Origin of the sequence: Nocardioides anomalus, from assembly GCF_011046535.1 — a bacterium.
GTDB classification, from domain to species: domain Bacteria; phylum Actinomycetota; class Actinomycetes; order Propionibacteriales; family Nocardioidaceae; genus Nocardioides; species Nocardioides anomalus.
On sequence record NZ_CP049257.1, the window covers coordinates 2,032,645 to 2,048,694 of the forward strand.

Below are 16,050 nucleotides of genomic sequence, written 5' to 3' on the forward strand. Positions count from 1 at the left end.
AAGGCATGGGGGTGTCACGCCGCGAGGCGGAGACGGTGGCCCGCGGTGACCTGTCCGCGCACCGGTCCGCACACCGGTCCGCGCAGTCGTCCGAGCGGATGTCGACGCGACCGGCGCAGCCGCGGATCAGCGTGGTGGTGCCGGCGCTCAACGAGGCCCGCAACCTGCGCGAGGTGCTGCCCGCGCTGCCGCCGGTCCACGAGGTGGTCCTCGTCGACGGCGGATCGGTCGACGGCACCGTCGAGACCGCCCGCGAGCTGCTCCCCGGCGTGGTGACGGTGGCCCAGCTGCGCCGCGGCAAGGGCAACGCGCTGGCCGCCGGGTTCGCGAAGGTGACCGGCGACGTCGTGGTCATGCTGGACGCCGACGGCTCAGCCGACCCCGCCGAGATCCCGCGCTTCGTCGCGGCGCTGGTCGACGGGGCCGACTTCGCCAAGGGCACGCGCTTCCGCCCCGGCGGCGGCAGCGAGGACATCACCCCGGTGCGCCGGCTGGGCAACCGGTTCCTGCACACCTGGATGAACGTCTCGTTCCGGACCCGCTTCACCGACCTCTGCTACGGCTACAACGCCTTCTGGGCCGACCTCGTCCCGCTCCTCGACCTGCCCGACCACGAGCTCGTCACGCCCGCCGGCACGCCGATGCTGTGGGGCGACGGCTTCGAGATCGAGACGCTGCTCACCTGCCGGGTCGCGGCCGCCGGCCTCGCGGTCACGGAGGTGCCCAGCGTCGAGCGGGCCCGGATCCACGGTGAGACCAACCTGCGGACCTTCCGCGACGGCTTCCGCGTGCTCCACACGCTGCGCACCGAGAAGGCCCGCCTGGCCCGCGACCGCCGCCTGGACCGCGAGCTGCTCGACTGACGGCGCGCCGGCGCCGCCGAGACGGGCGACACCCGGCCAAAGGGGCCCGGGGCCTGGGGTCGCTCTGGGACCATGATCCGGTGACGCGTGTCGGGATGGTCGCGACGCGGTGCCGCCCGGAGATCGGCGGCATCGAGTCGGTCGTGGCCGAGGTGGCCGGGCGCGTCGTCGCGCGCGGCTACGACCTCGAGGTGCTCACCACCGACCGCAGTGGGCGGCTGCCGCGGGTCGAGCGCGTCGACGGCTACACGGTCCGCCGCTTCCGGGCCTACCCGGCCAGCCGGGACTGGTACTTCAGCCCGGGGCTGTTCTGGGCGCTGCTGCGCCGGCGCTACGACCTGCTGCACGTGCAGGGGATCCACACGCTGGTGCCGCCCCTGGCCATGCTCGCGGCGCTGCTGCGGCGCACGCCGTACGTCCTGACCTTCCACACCGGCGGCAACAGCAGCGCGTTCCGGGAGCGGGCGCGCAGCACCCAGTGGCGGGTCCTGAGCCCGCTGCTGCGGCGCGCGCGGCGGCTGATGGGCGTCTCGCAGTACGAGGCGCGGCGCTTCGAGGAGGTCCTCGGCCTGCCGCCCGGGGGGATCGCCGTGGTCCGCAACGGCGGTGCGCTGCCGCCGGTCAGCCCGGGGGTGGTGCCCGAGCCCGGGCTGGTGGTGAGCGTGGGCCGGGTGGAGCGCTACAAGGGCCACCACCGCGCGGTCGCGGCGCTGCCCTACCTGCTCAAGGTCCGGCCCGACGCCCGGCTCGAGGTGCTGGGCTCGGGTCCCTACGAGGACGAGCTGCGGCGCCTGGCCGCCGAGCTCGGCGTGGCCGACCGGGTCGAGGTGCGGCTGGTCCCGCCGGACGACCGCTCCGCCATGGCCGACACGCTGGCCCGGGCCGGCGTGATGGTGCTGCTGAGCGACTACGAGGCCCACCCGGTCGCGGTGATGGAGGCGCTCGCCCTCGGGCGGCCCGCCGTGGTCGCGCGCACGTCCGGGCTCACCGAGCTCGAGGAGCTCGGCTGGGCCCTGGGCGTGGACGTCGACGCCAGCGCCGAGGAGACGGCCCGCGCGATCGAGCGTCAGCTCGACGACCCGGTGCGGCCGGCGGTCGAGGCCCTGCCGACCTGGGAGACCAGCGTCGCCGGCGTGGTCGACACCTACCAGTCCGTCCTGGCCCGCTGACCCGTGGCCACCGCAGTCGACGCACGCCCCAGCGTGCCCGAGGACGCCGCCCCGAGCTCGCGTCGCCTCGAGGCGCTGGCCACGCTGCTGTCCTGCGTCGGCCTGCTCGTCCAGGTCCTCGGCTACTACTGGGGCTGGCAGGGCGACGAGGCCACGGCCATCGGCCTCTGGTACGTCGGCTTCGTCCTCATCGTCGTGCCGTTCGCGTGGCTGCTGCTGGCCCCGGCGCGGACCGGGCACCAGCGGCTCGGCTCGGCGCTGGCCTTCGGGCTGGTCATGTACGCCTCGTGGTTCCTCACCGACCCGGTGCTCTCCACGCGCTTCGACGAGAACCTCCACGTCACCACGCTGGTCGACCTGGTCGAGGACGCGCAGTTCTTCCAGCTCAACACCATGCTCCCGGTCTCACCGCACTACCCGGGCCTGGAGTTCGCCACGGCCGGCGTGCACTGGCTGACCGGCCTGCCGCTCATCGCCTGCCAGGTGCTGGTCGTGCTCACCGCGCGCTCGGTCTTCATCCTGGCCCTGTTCCTGCTGGCCAGCCGGATCGGCCGCTCCACCCAGGTCGGCGCCGCCACCGTCCTGCTGTACGCCGGCAGCGCGCAGTTCTACTTCTTCAACAGCCAGTTCAGCTACCAGACCGTCGCGATCGCGATGCTCATGGCCGCGCTGTACCTGGTGGTCCGGGGCTTCGACTCCGAGAAGGAGCGGCCGTGGAAGGAGCTGGTCGCGGCCCAGGTGTGCCTGGGCGGGCTGGCGATCACCCACCACCTCACGAGCTGGCTGATGCTGGTCCTGCTGTGGGTGCTGGCCTTCTTCTTCTGGCGCGGGCAGGAGGAGCGGCGCTTCCGGCTCACGCTCATCACCGCCGAGATCGGCACCGTGGTGGTGCTGGCCTGGACCGCCGTCATCGCCCCGCTGCTCATCAGCTACCTGCGCCCGATCTTCGACGTGGCCAGCAGCGAGCTGCTGACCGTCATCGACGGCAGCCAGCCCGAGCGGCAGATCGGGTCCTCCGGCGGTACGCCGCAGCCCTCGTGGGAGCTGGCCGTGATGTTCGGCTCGATCCTGCTCTGGTGCCTGCTGCTGGTGCCGGCGGCATGGCAGGCGTGGCGCAAGGGCAGCGTCGGCCCGACCAAGGCGCGCTACGTGCCGCTGGCCATCGCGGTGGCCTACCCGGCGCTGCAGCTGGCCCGCTTCGCGCCGTCCGCGGCCGAGGTCGCCGACCGCGCCTCGACGTTCGTCACCATGGCCATGGCCCTGGTCGTCGGCGCCTGGCTGGCCCCGCGGCTGCGCCGCTTCGGGCTCCTGGTCGTCCCTGCCCTGCTCCTGCTGGTGATGGGCGGCACGCTGCTGGGCAGCGGCCCGGACTGGCAGCGGGTCCCCGGTCCCTACCTGGCGGGGGCCGAGCAGCGCTCCATCGACTCCGACACCGTGGCGGTGGCGCAGTGGGTCGGCACCTACGTCCCGCCGGGATCCCGGATCGCCGCGGACTCGACCTTCAACCGGCTGCTGCCCAACTTCGCGCCGGTCACGACCATCACCCAGCCGGCCGGCTACGACAGCATGACGCCGTTGTTCATCGCCCACTCGGTCGACCAGACCGTGCTGCGCCTGGTCCTTCAGAACGACGTCGACTTCATCGTCGTCGACACGCGCATGGTCGGCCAGACCGTGCGCTCGGGCTGCTTCTTCGAGGCCAGCTGCGGCTACGGCCCGGACGCGATGACGATCAAGGCCGACCAGGTGACCAAGTTCGAGGACCAGGACGGCTTCGACCTGGTCGTGGACGGACCGGTGCGCGTGTACGACGTGCGCCCGCTGCGCGGAGCCCACCAGACCTACGTGCACAACGACCCGCCGGGGATCCCGGGCAGCTGGACGCCGTACCAGGTCGTCGCGGTCTCGGTGCTGCTCCTCATCGGCCTCGTGCTGCGCGGCCGGCTCCTCGACCCGCGCCGGTTCCGGGCCCGCGACGTGTGGCGCCCGGCGGTGACCCTGCCCGCCGCGATGGTGCTGGGCGTGCTCGGCGTGCTGGCCGGCTTCAACCCGCTGGCCGGCGTGATCGCCGCCGCGGTGGTGCTCTACGCCCTGGTCAGCCTGACCGAGCAGCCGGCGCCGCTGGGCCGCGGCCGGCTCACCACCTGGGCGTGGGGCGTGCCGACCACCCTGGTGGTCGTGGCCGCGGTCGCGCTGGCTGTGTGGTCGGCCTACCACGGCCTGCTCGACCACACCGCCCTCCCGCCGCCCGCGCTGGGCCGGGACGGCTGATGGCCGCCCACCATGGCTGAGCAGTACGGCGACGACGTCGCGTCTGCGGAGGCGGTGCGGACCGGCATCTGGTCGCCGTTCCGCTCGCTGCTGGCCGCGCAGGTCCTCACCGCGCTCCTGGGGCTCGTCTTCTGGGTCGTCGTGGCCCGCCTGGTCGACGCCCACGACGTCGGCGTCGCGGCCGCGGCCATCAACGCCCAGACCCTGCTCGGCATCGTCACCGTCCTGGGCCACAGCACCACGCTGGTCTCCGAGCTGCCCAAGCACGAGCCGGCCCGGCAGCGCACGATGATCCTGCGCTCGCTGCTCGTGGTGCTGGTCTCCTCGGCCGTGGCGGGCGGCGTGCTGGTCGCGGTCTCGCCGCTGCTGTCCTCCAACCTCGCCGACGCGCTGGGCAACCCGATCGGCGCCGCCTGCTTCGTGCTGGGCACGGCGGGGTTCGCGTGGGCGCTGGTCGTCGACGACGCCTGCCTGGGGGTGAAGCAGTCGGGGCTCCAGGTGTGGCGCAACCTGCTGGCCTCCAGCCTGCGCTTCCCGCTCACCGCGCTGCTGCTCGTCCTGGGCTTCACCGAGGCGCACGTGCTCCAGCTGTGCTGGGTGCTGCCGCTGCTCGGCTCGATCCCCTTCACCCTGTGGCGGCTCCGGCTGCCGCGCGGGGACCGGACCAGCCCGCCGCTGCTGCGCGACATCCGCGCCTTCCAGTCCCTGGCCATCCGCAACCACCTGCTCAGCCTGTGCCTGGCCGCCGGCTCCCAGATGGTGCCGGTGGTCGCCGCGCTGACCCTGAGCTCGGTGGGCAACGCCGAGTTCGCGATCGCCTGGCTGATGGCCAACTTCGTCTTCCTGCCGCCGTACCTGCTGGCCACGGCGCTGTTCGCGCACGCCGCGAACGCCACGACCGAGGAGTTCCGCCGCAGCATGGAGCGGACCATCCCGGCCGCGCTGTCGCTCAGCCTGCTGCTCTGCGTGGGCGCGTGGGTGCTGGGGGAGCCGGTGCTGTGGATCTTCGGCGGCGACTACGCCCGTCACTCCTGGGCCATCCTCGCGTTGTTGGTGCCAGCGGGACTGTGGATGGTGCTCAAGGACCACCTGGTCGTGCTGTGGCGCTCCCAGCAGGCTTTCTCGCTGGCGACGCGGCTCACAGGTACGGCTCTGGTGATCGAGGTGCTCGGGGCCACGTCCGGTGGGATCATCGGTGGAGCCAGGGGGCTCTGCCTCGGCTGGTTGGCCGCGATGGGGGTGGAGATGGTGCTGGGGCTGCCGTGGCTGCGCCGCGCCTTCGGTGGGCTGCACTGGCGCTCGCCGCTGCCCGCCCGCCGCACCGAGGCCGGGGTCGCCGCCTCCCAGGTCGTGCTCGGCGCGGTCCTGGTGGTGACGCTCGCCGCCGGCACGTTCTGGGTGGTCACCCAGCGCCAGGCCGCGCCCGACCGCAGCATCGACGCCTCCACGGGGCTCCTCGAGCCCGGCGCCCCGGTGCCGACCTGTGAGCCGACCGCCGAGCAGCCCGGCCCGGCCATCGACCTCAACGTCCAGTCGGCCACCGGCGACCCGGCGCACCCGATCCGCAGCGCCGCCGACCTGCGCCGCCTGGTCGGCCTGGCCCAGGCCGCCGGGGCGGGGGTCATCTCCACCACGACGTCGTTCCGCACCATGCAGCCGGTCCAGGGCGGCCCCATCGAGTTCGAGTACGTCGACCGCACCATCGCCGCGGCCCGCGCGGCCGGGATGCAGGTGCGCCTGCAGCTGATCGGGATGCCCGACTGGGCCCTCGACGAGCCGCAGTTCGAGAACCAGGCGCCGCGCTCGCAGCCCGAGCTGGCCGCCTGGTCGACGTTCGTCACCGAGGTGATGAAGCACGTCGCCGGCCAGGTCGACTACCTCGAGGTCTGGAACGAGCCCAACGAGGCCAAGTGGTGGCCGACCGGGCCCGACCCGGTCGAGTTCGCCCGGCTGATGGACGTCACCGACCGCGCGGTCCACGCGGTCGCCCCGCAGACCAAGGTGATCAGCGGCGGGCTGGCCAGCAACGACATCGGCTTCCTCACCTGGGTCTACCGCGGCATCGACCAGCTGGGGCTGGAGCGGAGCCCGTTCGACATGGTCGGCGCCCACCCGTTCGCCGGCGACCACGCCCCGGACTCGGTGGACCCCACCAAGCGCTACGAGCGGAACCCGTTCGGCCTCTACGACGAGAACTTCACCGGGTTCATGGGGCTGCACGAGGTGATGGCCCAGCACGGCGACGGCGACCTGCCGGTCTACATCACCCAGTTCGGCTACTCCACCCGCGCGGGCCAGGGTCGCGAGGCGGTCCCCGACGACCTGCGCGCGAGCTACCTGACCCAGGCCTTCAAGCAGGCCACCTGCGTGCCGTACGTCCCGGTCTTCAGCTGGTACGCCCTGCACCCCACCCCGTGGGACCCGCAGGAGTACACCCTCGTCGACCGGCAGCTGCGGCCCACGAAGACCTACGACGCGCTGGTGGCCTGGGGCCGGCAGCGCGACGAGGCGGCCGGCACCGCTCACCCCAAGGGATGAACCCGCTGCGTAGCCGGCCCCTGTTTTCCCCGAACCCCTCACGCCGACGGCCCGGCCCTGACAGACTCGGCCCGGTCGGTCCCAGCAGCGGCGCCCCGGGTGCGCCCTGTCAGGTGCAGGAGGTGGAGTCGGGTGCACATCCCCCGCGTCCTCCCGTTCGGCCCGCGCGACCAGGGACCGCGCGACTGCCGCTGCGGCCACGGCCCGCGCGCCCACGAGCACTACCGGCGCGGCTCGGACTGCGCGCTGTGCAGCTGCCCCAAGTTCAAGGCCGGTGCCGCCGCGGCGCCGTCGCGCGACGAGCGCGGCTCGCGGGGGGCCGGCGGTGAGCGGGCCCGGGCGGCCTGACGTCTCGGTCGTCGTCGCGGCCCACACGCTCGACCGGTGGCCCGACATCGTGGCCGGCGCGCAGGCCCTGGCGCGGCAGACCGTGGCGCCGCTCGAGGTGCTGCTGGTCGTCGACCACAACGACGCGCTGCTGGCCCGCGCCCGCGACGAGCTGCCCGCGGTCCGGGTGCTGGCCAACCGCCGCCTCCCCGGGGCGTCCGGGGCGCGCAACACCGGCATCGCCGAGGCCAAGGGCGCGGTCGTGGCCTTCCTCGACGACGACGCGCGGCCGGAGCCGGACTGGCTCGAGCGGCTGCTCGCGGCGTACGACGACCCGGCGGTGCGCGCCGTCGGCGGAGTGGCCCGACCGGTCTGGCCCGATCGCCGACCGGCGCACCTGCCCCCGGAGCTGGACTGGCTGGTCGGCTGCTCCTACCTCGGCCAGCCCACGGTCCGCACCGACGTGCGCAACCTGTGGGGCTGCAACATGTCGGTGCGCACGGAGGTCTTCGCCGAGATCGGCGACTTCGACGAGCAGGTCGGGCGGGTCGGGCTGATCCCGCTCGGCAACGAGGAGACCGAGCTCTGCATCCGGATCGGACAGCGCATCCCGGGCGCCCGCGTGGTCTACGAGCCGTCCGCGGTCGTGCACCACCGGGTCACCGAGGCGCGCTGCGAGTGGGCCTACCTGGTCTCGCGCTCGCACGCCGAGGGCGTCTCCAAGGCCGCCATGTCGCGGGTGGTCGGCCAGGGTGACGCCACGTCGGAGGAGCGCCGCTACGCCACCCGCGTGCTGCCCCGCGGGGTGGTGCGCGAGCTGGCTCGTGGCAACCTGCGCGGCGCCGCCGGCATCGTGACCTGCCTGGCCGTGACCGCGTGGTGGTACGCCCGCGGCCGCCTGGGCCACGCCTCCCACATCGGCGCGGCCGGCTCGCAGGCGCGGGCGTCGTGAGGATCCTGCAGCTCGCGCAGTTCTACCCGCCGGTGATCGGGGGCGAGGAGCGCCACGTCCGCAACCTCGCGGTCGAGCTGGCGGGTCGCGGTCACGACGTGCACGTGGCCTGTCTCGACGTCCGCGGCGAGGCGCCGGTGTCCGACCCCGGCGTCACCCTGCACGTGCTGCCCAACCTGGGCGTCCGGGTGCCGGCGCTCTACCCGACCGCGGACCGGCCGCTGGCGCTGCCGCTGCCCGACCCCTACGTCACCCGTGCGCTCTCCCGGGTCGTGGCCGACGTCGACCCGGACGTGGTGCACGCGCACAACTGGATCATCAACTCCTACCTGCCGCTGCCGGCCGCACGCCGGCGCCCGCTCGTCTACTCCCTGCACGACTACAGCCACGTCTGCCCGACCAAGCGGCTCATGCACCTGGGCCAGGAGCCGTGCTCGGGGCCGGGGCTGCGCAAGTGCTTCGAGTGCACCACCGACTGGTACGGCGCGGGGCGCGGCCCGGCGATCCAGGCGATGGTCCGCACCGGCCGGCCGGTCCGCAACCGGGTCGTCGACCTGTTCACCCCGGTCTCCTCCTACGTCGGGCGGGCCAACCGGCTCGACGAGCAGGACGTGCCGTGGCAGGTCGTGCCCAACTTCGTGCCCGACGTCCTGCTCACGGCGGACCCGCCCCGCGACCCGGCCCTGCCCGAGGGCGACTACCTGTTCTTCGCCGGCGACCTGTCGGAGCAGAAGGGCGTGGGCACCCTGCTCGCGGCCTACGACCGGCTCGACCCCGTCACCCGGCCGCCGCTGCTGCTCGTCGGCCGGGAGGCGATGGACCTGTCCGCCCTGCCCCGCGGCGCCCGCGCCGAGGAGAAGTGGGACCACGAACGGGTGGTCTCCGGGTTCGCCCACGCCCGGGCGGCCGTGCTGGCCTCGCAGTGGCCGGACCCGTGCCCGACCACGGTGCTGGAGGCGATGGCCCTGGGGGCACCCCTGGTGACCACGCACATGGGCGGCATCGCCGACATGGTCCGCGACGGCGACTCCGCGCTCGTCGTACCTCCCGCCGACGTGGCCGCCACGCACGCCGCGTTGGAGCGGCTGCTCGGCGACCCCGGGCTCGGCCCGGCCCTGGCCGCAGCCGCGCGGGTCGAGGTGCGGCGCTACCTCCAGTCGGCGGTGGCCGCCCAGCTCGAGGGGGTCTACGCCTCCCTCAGGCCGTGACCAGGCGCCGTGCGGTGTCGCGGACCAGCGAGCCGAGCGCGGCGAAGCGCTCCGGCTCGCCTCGGGTGGCCGGGCCCCAGCAGCTGAGCACGCCGAGCAGCCGCTGGTCCTCGCCCAGCAGCGGCGCGGCCACGCCCCAGGTGGCCTCGGAGAACTCGCCCCGGCACAGCGCGTAGCCCTGCCGGCGGACCACGGCCAGCTCCTCCTCGAGCGCGGGGAGCGCGGTGATGGTGGTGTCGGTGAACCGCTCGAGCGGCTCGGCCAGCAGGGCCGCGGCGGGCCGGCCGGCGTACGCCAGGAACACCTTGCCGGTCGAGGTCGCGTGCATCGGCTCGGCGCTGGTGCCGAGCCAGCTCTCCTCGTCCGAGCCAGGGGAGTCGACCTGGTCGACGTAGCGCAGGTCGCGCGCCTCGCACAGCGCGAGCGCGGTGGTCTCGCGGGTCTGCAGGCTGAGCGTCTGGAGCACGTCGTGGGCCCGCGACGTCCAGGTCTGGGCCGGGGCCGAGCGGGCCAGCTCGACCACCGTGGTGCCGATGGCGTACTGCCGGGTGTGCGGGTCCAGGTGGACCATGCCCTGGCCCTCGAGGGTGCGCAGGATCCGCCAGGCCGTGACCCGGTTGAGCCCGGTCACGGCCGCCAGCTCGCGCACCCGGGCGTCGGGGCCGGTGGCCCGGGCCACGGCTCGCAGCAGCGCCGTGGCCCGCTCGACCGACTGGACCCGGGCCTTGTCGTCGTCCGCGCGGGTCTCAGGAGGCATGGGCGGCGTCGAGGACGGGCCGGCGCACCCGCAGCAGCACCCAGGTCACGCAGGCGGAGACCAGGGCGGCGCCGAGCATGTGGAAGCCGACGAGCACCTCGGGGAGGTCGGTGAAGTACTGCACGAAGCCGATGGTGCCCTGCGCGAGCTCCACCACGAGCAGCACCAGGACCGCCTGGCGCGCCGCGTGGGGTGCGCCGACCGCCATCAGCAGGAACAACAGCCCGAGCGTGAGCCCGACGAAGAGGAAGACCAGGTCGGCGTGCAGCTGGCTCACCTGGAGCGGGTCCAGCCCGTTCCGCTCGGTCTCGGCGTCGCCCGCGTGCGGACCGGAGCCGGTGACCACCGTGCCGACGTACAGCACGGCCCAGGCCGCCGCGAACGTCGCCCAGGCCAGGCCCACGGTCGGTCCGCGGCGCGCGGGCGGCAGCGGCCCGCGGACCGCGAGCAGCAGCCGGACCGTGACGCCGATGATCGCCATCGACAGCAGCAGGTGCAGCGAGACGATCCACGGGTTGAGGTCGGTGAGCACCGTGATGCCACCGATGACGGCCTGGAACGGGATGCCGAGGAAGGCGATGGCCGACATCAGCCGCAGGTCGCGCCGGCCGGTGCGCCAGCACACGACCAGCGTCGCGATGGCCACCGCGGTGAGCACGAAGGTGAGCGTGCGGTTGCCGAACTCGACGGCCTGGTGGAACTGCAGCGCGCCGTGCGGGCGGAACGACTCGTCGGTGCACCGGGGCCAGGTCGGGCAGCCCAGCCCGGAGCCGGTCAGCCGCACCGCGCCGCCGGTCACCACGATGAGCACGTTCGCCACCACGCTGGCCCAGGCCAGCGGCCGGACGAGCCGGTCGGTCCTCACTCCCACGAGAACGTCCTCGCGGTGGCCAGGGTGCCGAGGACGCCCCAGCCGAGGAGCACGGCCAGGTCGCGCCAGGCCACGGTGCCGTCGAGGAAGGCGTCGCGGACGGCCTCGCCGAGGGCGCCCGACGGCAGCCAGGCGGCGACGTCGCCGAACCCGCCGTACGCCGACGCCGGGAGCACCACGGCGCCGCCGGCCAGGAGCAGGAGGTAGACCAGGTTGGCGGCGGCCAGGGTGGCCTCGGCGCGCAGGGCGCCGGCCATGAGCAGGCCGAGCGAGGCGAAGGCGAAGGTGCCGAGCAGCACTGCCAGCACGAAGCCGGCCAGCGCCGCGCCGGAGACGACCGGGTCCCAGCCCAGCAGCTGCCCGACCACCGTCAGCACGACCAGCTGGACGACCTCGACGAGCAGGAGCGCGGCGACCTTGCCGGCCAGCAGCCCGGAGCGGGGGAGCGGGGAGGCGCCGAGGCGCTTGAGGATCCCGTAGCGGCGCTCGAAGCCGGTGGCGATGGCCAGCGAGGTGAACGACGTGGACAGGACCGCCAGGGCCAACACGCCCGGCGTGGTGACGTCGACGACCGGGTGGTCGTAGTCCAGCCCGAGCCGGTCGGCGCCCCGGACCACGCCGATCAGGACCAGGACCGGGATGACCACGGCGATGAGCAGCTGCTCGCCGTTGCGCAGCAGCAACTTGGCCTCCATGCGGGCCTGGGCCAGCACCATCCGCGGGAGCGGTGCCGCCCCCGGCTGGGGGGTGAAGGTGCCGGTCACGGCTCGAGCCCTCTCCCCGTCAGCTCCAGGAACACGTCCTCGAGGGTGCGGGTGCCCAGGGCCAGCGACTCGGGCAGCACGCCGTTCTCCTCGCACCAGCGCGAGACCTTGGCCAGGGTCGAGGCGTCGGCCGGGCCGGTGACGATGAGGCTCAGCTCGTCGAGCTGGGTGACCTCGATGTCCGCCCCGAGGGCGGCCTTGAGCGAGTCGGGGGCGCCGGGCGGGAACGGCTTGGTCACCACCAGGCGGATCGTGGAGTGCCGCCCGCCGCGGGTGAGCTCGATCGGCGTCCCGCTGGCGATGAGCCGGCCGCGGTCGATGATGTGGATCCGGTCGGCGAGCTTCTCGGCCTCGTCCATGTAGTGCGTGGTCAGCACCACGGTCACGCCGTCGGCGCGCAGCTCGTCGAACAGCTCCCAGACCGTGCGGCGCACCGCCGGGTCCAGCCCCGCGGTGGGCTCGTCGACGAAGACGACCTCGGGACGACCGATGAGGGCCATGGCCAGCCCAAGCCGCTGCCTCTGTCCGCCGGAGAGGCGGCGGTACGGCGTGCGGCCGCACTCCTCCAGGCCGAGCCGCTCCTCCAGCACCACCGGGTCGAGCGGGTGGGCGTGCAGCGCGGCCACGTGGCGCAGCATCTCGGGCGCGCGGGCGCCGCTCCACGCCCCGCCGTCCTGCAGCATCACGCCGATGCGGGGGAGCAGCTCGCGGGCCTGGCGGCGCGGGTCCAGGCCGAGGACCCGGACGGTGCCGTCCTGGGGCGCACGGAAGCCCTCGCACGTCTCCAGGGTCGTGGTCTTGCCGGCGCCGTTCGGGCCGAGCACCGCGGTGATGGTGCCCCGCTCGACGCTCAGCGAGAGGTCGTCGACCGCGGTGGTCGCGCCGTACCGCATGACCAGCCCGGCCACGGCGACAGCGGGCTCGGACACGAGGTCGAACCTAACCGGCCGGGCCCCACCAGCCGGCCGCGGCCCTCGCCGGGTGCGGCCTGGACCACACCGCGGGCGGACTCAGCCGACGGCGGCCCGGACGGCACCCACGAGGGCGTCGGCGGGCTGGCCGGTGTCGCCGAAGACGAACTCGTCGCAGACGCCGGCCCATGGGGCGACGGTGGCCGCGCCGTCGGCGAGGTCCTCGACGAAGAAGCCGGACGCGCGCCGGACCGCGGACCGGTCGCGGCCGGCCCCGGACAGCCGCTCGTCCAGCAGCCGGCTCTTCGCGGCGAACGACTCCGGCGTGCCCCAGGTGTGCCAGACGTCGGCGTACCGCGCCACCATCGGCAGCGTGCGCCGCTCACCCCCGCCGGCGACGAGCACCGGCAGCCGGTCCTGGACCGGGCGCGGCTGGTTGGGCGCGTCCTCGAGCCGGAAGAAGCGGCCCTCGAAGGTCGTGCGCTCCTCGCGCAGCAGCGAGGCCACCACGTGGACCGACTCCTCGAAGCGGTCGGCGCGGTCGCGGGTCGAGAGCCGGTCGATGCCGTAGGCGAGGTGCTCGTTGACCTGCCAGCCCGCGCCCAGCCCGGCGATGGCCCGGCCACCGCTGACGTGGTCGAGCGCGGCGACCTGGTTGGCCACCACGGCCGGGTGGCGGTAGGTGCCACCCAGCACGAGCGGGCCTAGCCGCACCGACGTCGTCTGCTGGGACAGCGCCGCCAGCAGCGTCCAGCACTCCAGCCGCGGCCCGTCCACGATCGAGCCGTCGGCGGTGTTGGGCATGAAGTGGTCGGGCACGTAGACGGCGTACGCCCCGGCCTCGTCGAGGGCCTGCGCGATCCGCAGCACCTCGTCCCACGGGCGGCCGCTGCTGACCATGACGCTGACGTCCAGGGCGGCCATCAGACCTCCACCCCGCCGTCGGCGTCGCCGCCCTGCACCTCGAGGGTGTCGAAGACCGACGGCGGCTCGCGCCAGGGGTCGGGCAGGCGGCCGGCCCGGGCCTGCTGGACGGCCGTCCACACCCGCTCGGGCGTGCAGGGGATGTCGACGTGGCGCACCCCGAGGTGGCTCAGCGCGTCGACGACCGCGCTCTGCACCGCCGGCGTGGAGCCGAGGCTGCCGGACTCGCCGATGCCCTTGGCCCCGAGCTCGTTGAGCGGCGTCGGGGTCTCGGTGTTGAGGGCCTCGAAGCTGATCGTGTCGGCGGTCGTCGGCATCTGGTAGTCCGCGAACGTCGAGGTCACCGGCTGCCCGTCCTCGCTGTAGAGGAACTGCTCCCACAGTGCCTGGGAGATGCCCTGGGCGATGCCGCCGTGCTGCTGGCCGGCCACGATGGTCGGGTTGAGGATCCGCCCGCAGTCGTCCACGGCGACGTGGCGCAGCGGCGTGACGAAGCCGGTCTCGGTGTCCACCTCGACCACGGAGACGTGCGCGCCGAACGGGAACGTCGCGCCGTCCTGCGGCACGTCGAGGTCCGCGCGCAGGGCCCCCTCGCGGCGGGTGGCCTCCGCGGCCAGCTCGGCCCAGGAGACCCGCTGACCGGGCACCCCGCGGACCTGGAGCCCGTCGTCGGTCACCTCGACGTCCTCGGGCGCGGCCTCGAGCAGCGACGCGGCCAGCTCCACGGCCTGGTCGTGCACCGCGCGGGCGGCCGCGGAGACCGCGCTGCCGCCGAGCTGCAACGACCGGGAGCCGCCGGTGCCGCCGCCGGAGCGGACCAGGGCGGTGTCGGACTGGACGTAGCGGATCTTCTCCATCGCGATGCCGAGCCGGTCGGAGACGATCATCGCGAACGACGTCGCGTGGCCCTGGCCGTGGGCGGAGGTCCCGGACATCACGGTCGCGCCGCCGTCCTCCTCGATCACGACAGAGCCGAGCTCCTTGCCGCCGAACCCGGTGATCTCGACGTAGGTCGCCACGCCGATCCCCAGCTGCTTGACGTCGCCGGCCTCGCGGCGCCGGCGCTGCTCCGCACGGAGCTCGTCGACGCCGGCGACGGCGAGCGCCTCGTCCAGGGCGAGCTGGTAGTCGCCCACGTCGTAGGTCAGCCCGGTGCGCGTGGCGTAGGGGAAGGCGTCCTTCGGGATCAGGTTGCGCCGGCGCAGCTCCTCCGGCGCGAGGCCGAGCTCGGCCGCGGCGAGGTCGAGCACCCGCTCCAGCAGCGCGGCGGCCTCGGGCCGCCCGGCACCGCGGAAGGCGCCGTTGGGCGCGGTGTTGGTCATCACCGCGACCGCGGCGTAGTCGATCTTCGGGATCTCGTAGGGACCCTGGGCCATGATGTGGCCCGGCCCGACGACCAGGGAGCCGCCGAACCCGGCGTACGCCCCGCAGTCGCCGACGTTGCGGCAGCGCAGTCCGGTGATGGTGCCGTCGCGCCTCAGCCCCAGCTCGGCGAACTGCACCGCCCCGCGCCCGGTCATCGACAGCATCGCCTCGCTGCGGGTCTCGGTCCAGGCGACCGGGCGGCCCAGGAGCTGCGCGGCCCTGACCACCGCCCCGTGCGGGAACGAGATGCCGGCCTTGCCGCCGAAGGCACCGCCGACGTGCGGGGCCACGACGCGCAGCTCGTCGTGCCCGAGCCCGGTGTAGGTCGCCAGGAGGTTCCGGGCCATGTGCGGGTGCTGGGTGGCGATGTGCGCCGTCAGCCGCACGCCGGGCCGCTCCGGGTCGGGGCGCGGGTCGACCAGGATCGCGTTGCCCTCGATGGGCGCGGTGGCGATGCGCTGGTTCTCGATGCGCGCGCGGACCACGAGCTCGGCGTCGGCGAGCACGTCGCCGGCGCCCTCCGGGTGCACGGCGTGCACCGACTGGGCCACGTTGGTGCCGATCTCGGGGAACTGCAGCGGGGCGTCGGGCGCCAGCGCCGCCTCCATGTCCACCACGGCCGGCAGCGGGTCGTACTCCGCGTCGATGAGCTCCACCGCGTCCACCGCCTGGGCGCGGGTCTCGGCGACGACCAGGGCGACCGGGTCGCCGACGTAGCGGACCACCTCGTGGGCCAGGGGCCCGTGCTCGACCTGGGGGTGGATCTGAGCGAACGACGGCACCGCCTCGAGACCCAGCGTCTCGGCCGTGTGCACCGCCAGCACGCCCTCGGCGCGCTCGGCGTTGGAGGTGTCGAGGTGGGTGATCCGGGCGTGCGCCATCGGGCTGCGCAGGAAGACCGCGTGCGCCGTCCCCTCGACGCGCAGGTCGTCGACGTAGGTGCTGCGACCCGTGATGAGGTCCGGGTCCTCGACCCGGGGGACGTGGTTGCCGAGCAGCGATCCGACCATGATCCGGAGACTAGCCCCGGTTATCCTGGTCCTCACGCCGGATGCCGGTCCGGACCGGCCCCGGTGAGGTAAGGGCAGCCTTCCTTGAAGGGGCCGATCCAATAAAGGCACACTGGTGTT

General features: G+C 74.2%; 13 protein-coding genes. 7 read left to right on the forward strand and 6 right to left on the reverse strand.

The features are described from left to right. Positions 1-5 precede the first annotated feature (5 nt). From G5V58_RS10290 to G5V58_RS10320, 7 genes are all read left to right on the forward strand, one after another. A complete protein-coding gene (locus tag G5V58_RS10290; protein WP_165231939.1) occupies positions 6-863 on the forward strand; it encodes a glycosyltransferase family 2 protein in 858 nt (285 codons plus the stop codon). A gap of 80 nt (positions 864-943) precedes the next feature. Continuing rightward, positions 944-2,032 (forward strand): glycosyltransferase family 4 protein, encoded by a 1,089-nt coding sequence (locus G5V58_RS10295; protein WP_165231942.1) that lies wholly within the window; start codon positions 944-946, stop codon positions 2,030-2,032. A 3-nt stretch (positions 2,033-2,035) separates the two neighbouring features. Further along, a complete protein-coding gene (locus G5V58_RS10300; protein ID WP_165231945.1) occupies positions 2,036-4,303 on the forward strand; it encodes a glycosyltransferase family 39 protein in 2,268 nt (755 codons plus the stop codon). 12 nt (positions 4,304-4,315) lie between these two features. Continuing rightward, complete coding sequence (locus G5V58_RS10305) at positions 4,316-6,841, forward strand: oligosaccharide flippase family protein (protein ID WP_165231948.1); 2,526 nt, start codon at positions 4,316-4,318, stop codon at positions 6,839-6,841. A 132-nt stretch (positions 6,842-6,973) separates the two neighbouring features. After that, a complete protein-coding gene (locus G5V58_RS10310; protein WP_165231951.1) occupies positions 6,974-7,189 on the forward strand; it encodes a hypothetical protein in 216 nt (71 codons plus the stop codon). After that, positions 7,167-8,120, forward strand: a complete 954-nt coding sequence (locus G5V58_RS10315) for a glycosyltransferase family 2 protein (RefSeq protein ID WP_165231954.1) — start codon at positions 7,167-7,169, stop codon at positions 8,118-8,120. The genes G5V58_RS10310 and G5V58_RS10315 overlap by 23 nt, the downstream gene beginning before the upstream one ends. After that, positions 8,117-9,328, forward strand: a complete 1,212-nt coding sequence (locus G5V58_RS10320) for a glycosyltransferase family 4 protein (protein ID WP_165231957.1) — start codon at positions 8,117-8,119, stop codon at positions 9,326-9,328. The genes G5V58_RS10315 and G5V58_RS10320 overlap by 4 nt, the downstream gene beginning before the upstream one ends. Here G5V58_RS10320 and G5V58_RS10325 read toward each other — a convergent pair. The 6 genes from G5V58_RS10325 to G5V58_RS10350 form a co-directional block, all read right to left on the reverse strand. Beyond that, positions 9,318-10,085, reverse strand: coding sequence for an IclR family transcriptional regulator (locus G5V58_RS10325; RefSeq protein ID WP_165231960.1), 768 nt, complete (start codon positions 10,083-10,085; stop codon positions 9,318-9,320). The two genes, G5V58_RS10320 and G5V58_RS10325, sit on opposite strands and share 11 nt — an antisense overlap. After that, on the reverse strand, positions 10,075-10,956 hold the full coding sequence (locus G5V58_RS10330) for a COX15/CtaA family protein (RefSeq protein ID WP_165231963.1): 882 nt from the start codon (positions 10,954-10,956) through the stop codon (positions 10,075-10,077). The genes G5V58_RS10325 and G5V58_RS10330 overlap by 11 nt, the downstream gene beginning before the upstream one ends. Then, positions 10,947-11,720 (reverse strand): ABC transporter permease, encoded by a 774-nt coding sequence (locus G5V58_RS10335; protein ID WP_230487251.1) that lies wholly within the window; start codon positions 11,718-11,720, stop codon positions 10,947-10,949. Before G5V58_RS10335 ends, G5V58_RS10330 begins: the two co-directional genes overlap by 10 nt. Continuing rightward, positions 11,717-12,649, reverse strand: a complete 933-nt coding sequence (locus tag G5V58_RS10340; protein ID WP_230487252.1) for an ABC transporter ATP-binding protein — start codon at positions 12,647-12,649, stop codon at positions 11,717-11,719. The genes G5V58_RS10335 and G5V58_RS10340 overlap by 4 nt, the downstream gene beginning before the upstream one ends. A gap of 81 nt (positions 12,650-12,730) precedes the next feature. Further along, the gene (locus G5V58_RS10345; RefSeq protein ID WP_165231967.1) at positions 12,731-13,555 is read right to left on the reverse strand and encodes an LLM class flavin-dependent oxidoreductase; all 825 of its coding nucleotides are present in this window, start codon (positions 13,553-13,555) and stop codon (positions 12,731-12,733) included. After that, complete coding sequence (locus tag G5V58_RS10350) at positions 13,555-15,930, reverse strand: xanthine dehydrogenase family protein molybdopterin-binding subunit (protein WP_165231970.1); 2,376 nt, start codon at positions 15,928-15,930, stop codon at positions 13,555-13,557. The genes G5V58_RS10345 and G5V58_RS10350 overlap by 1 nt, the downstream gene beginning before the upstream one ends. Positions 15,931-16,050 lie beyond the last annotated feature (120 nt).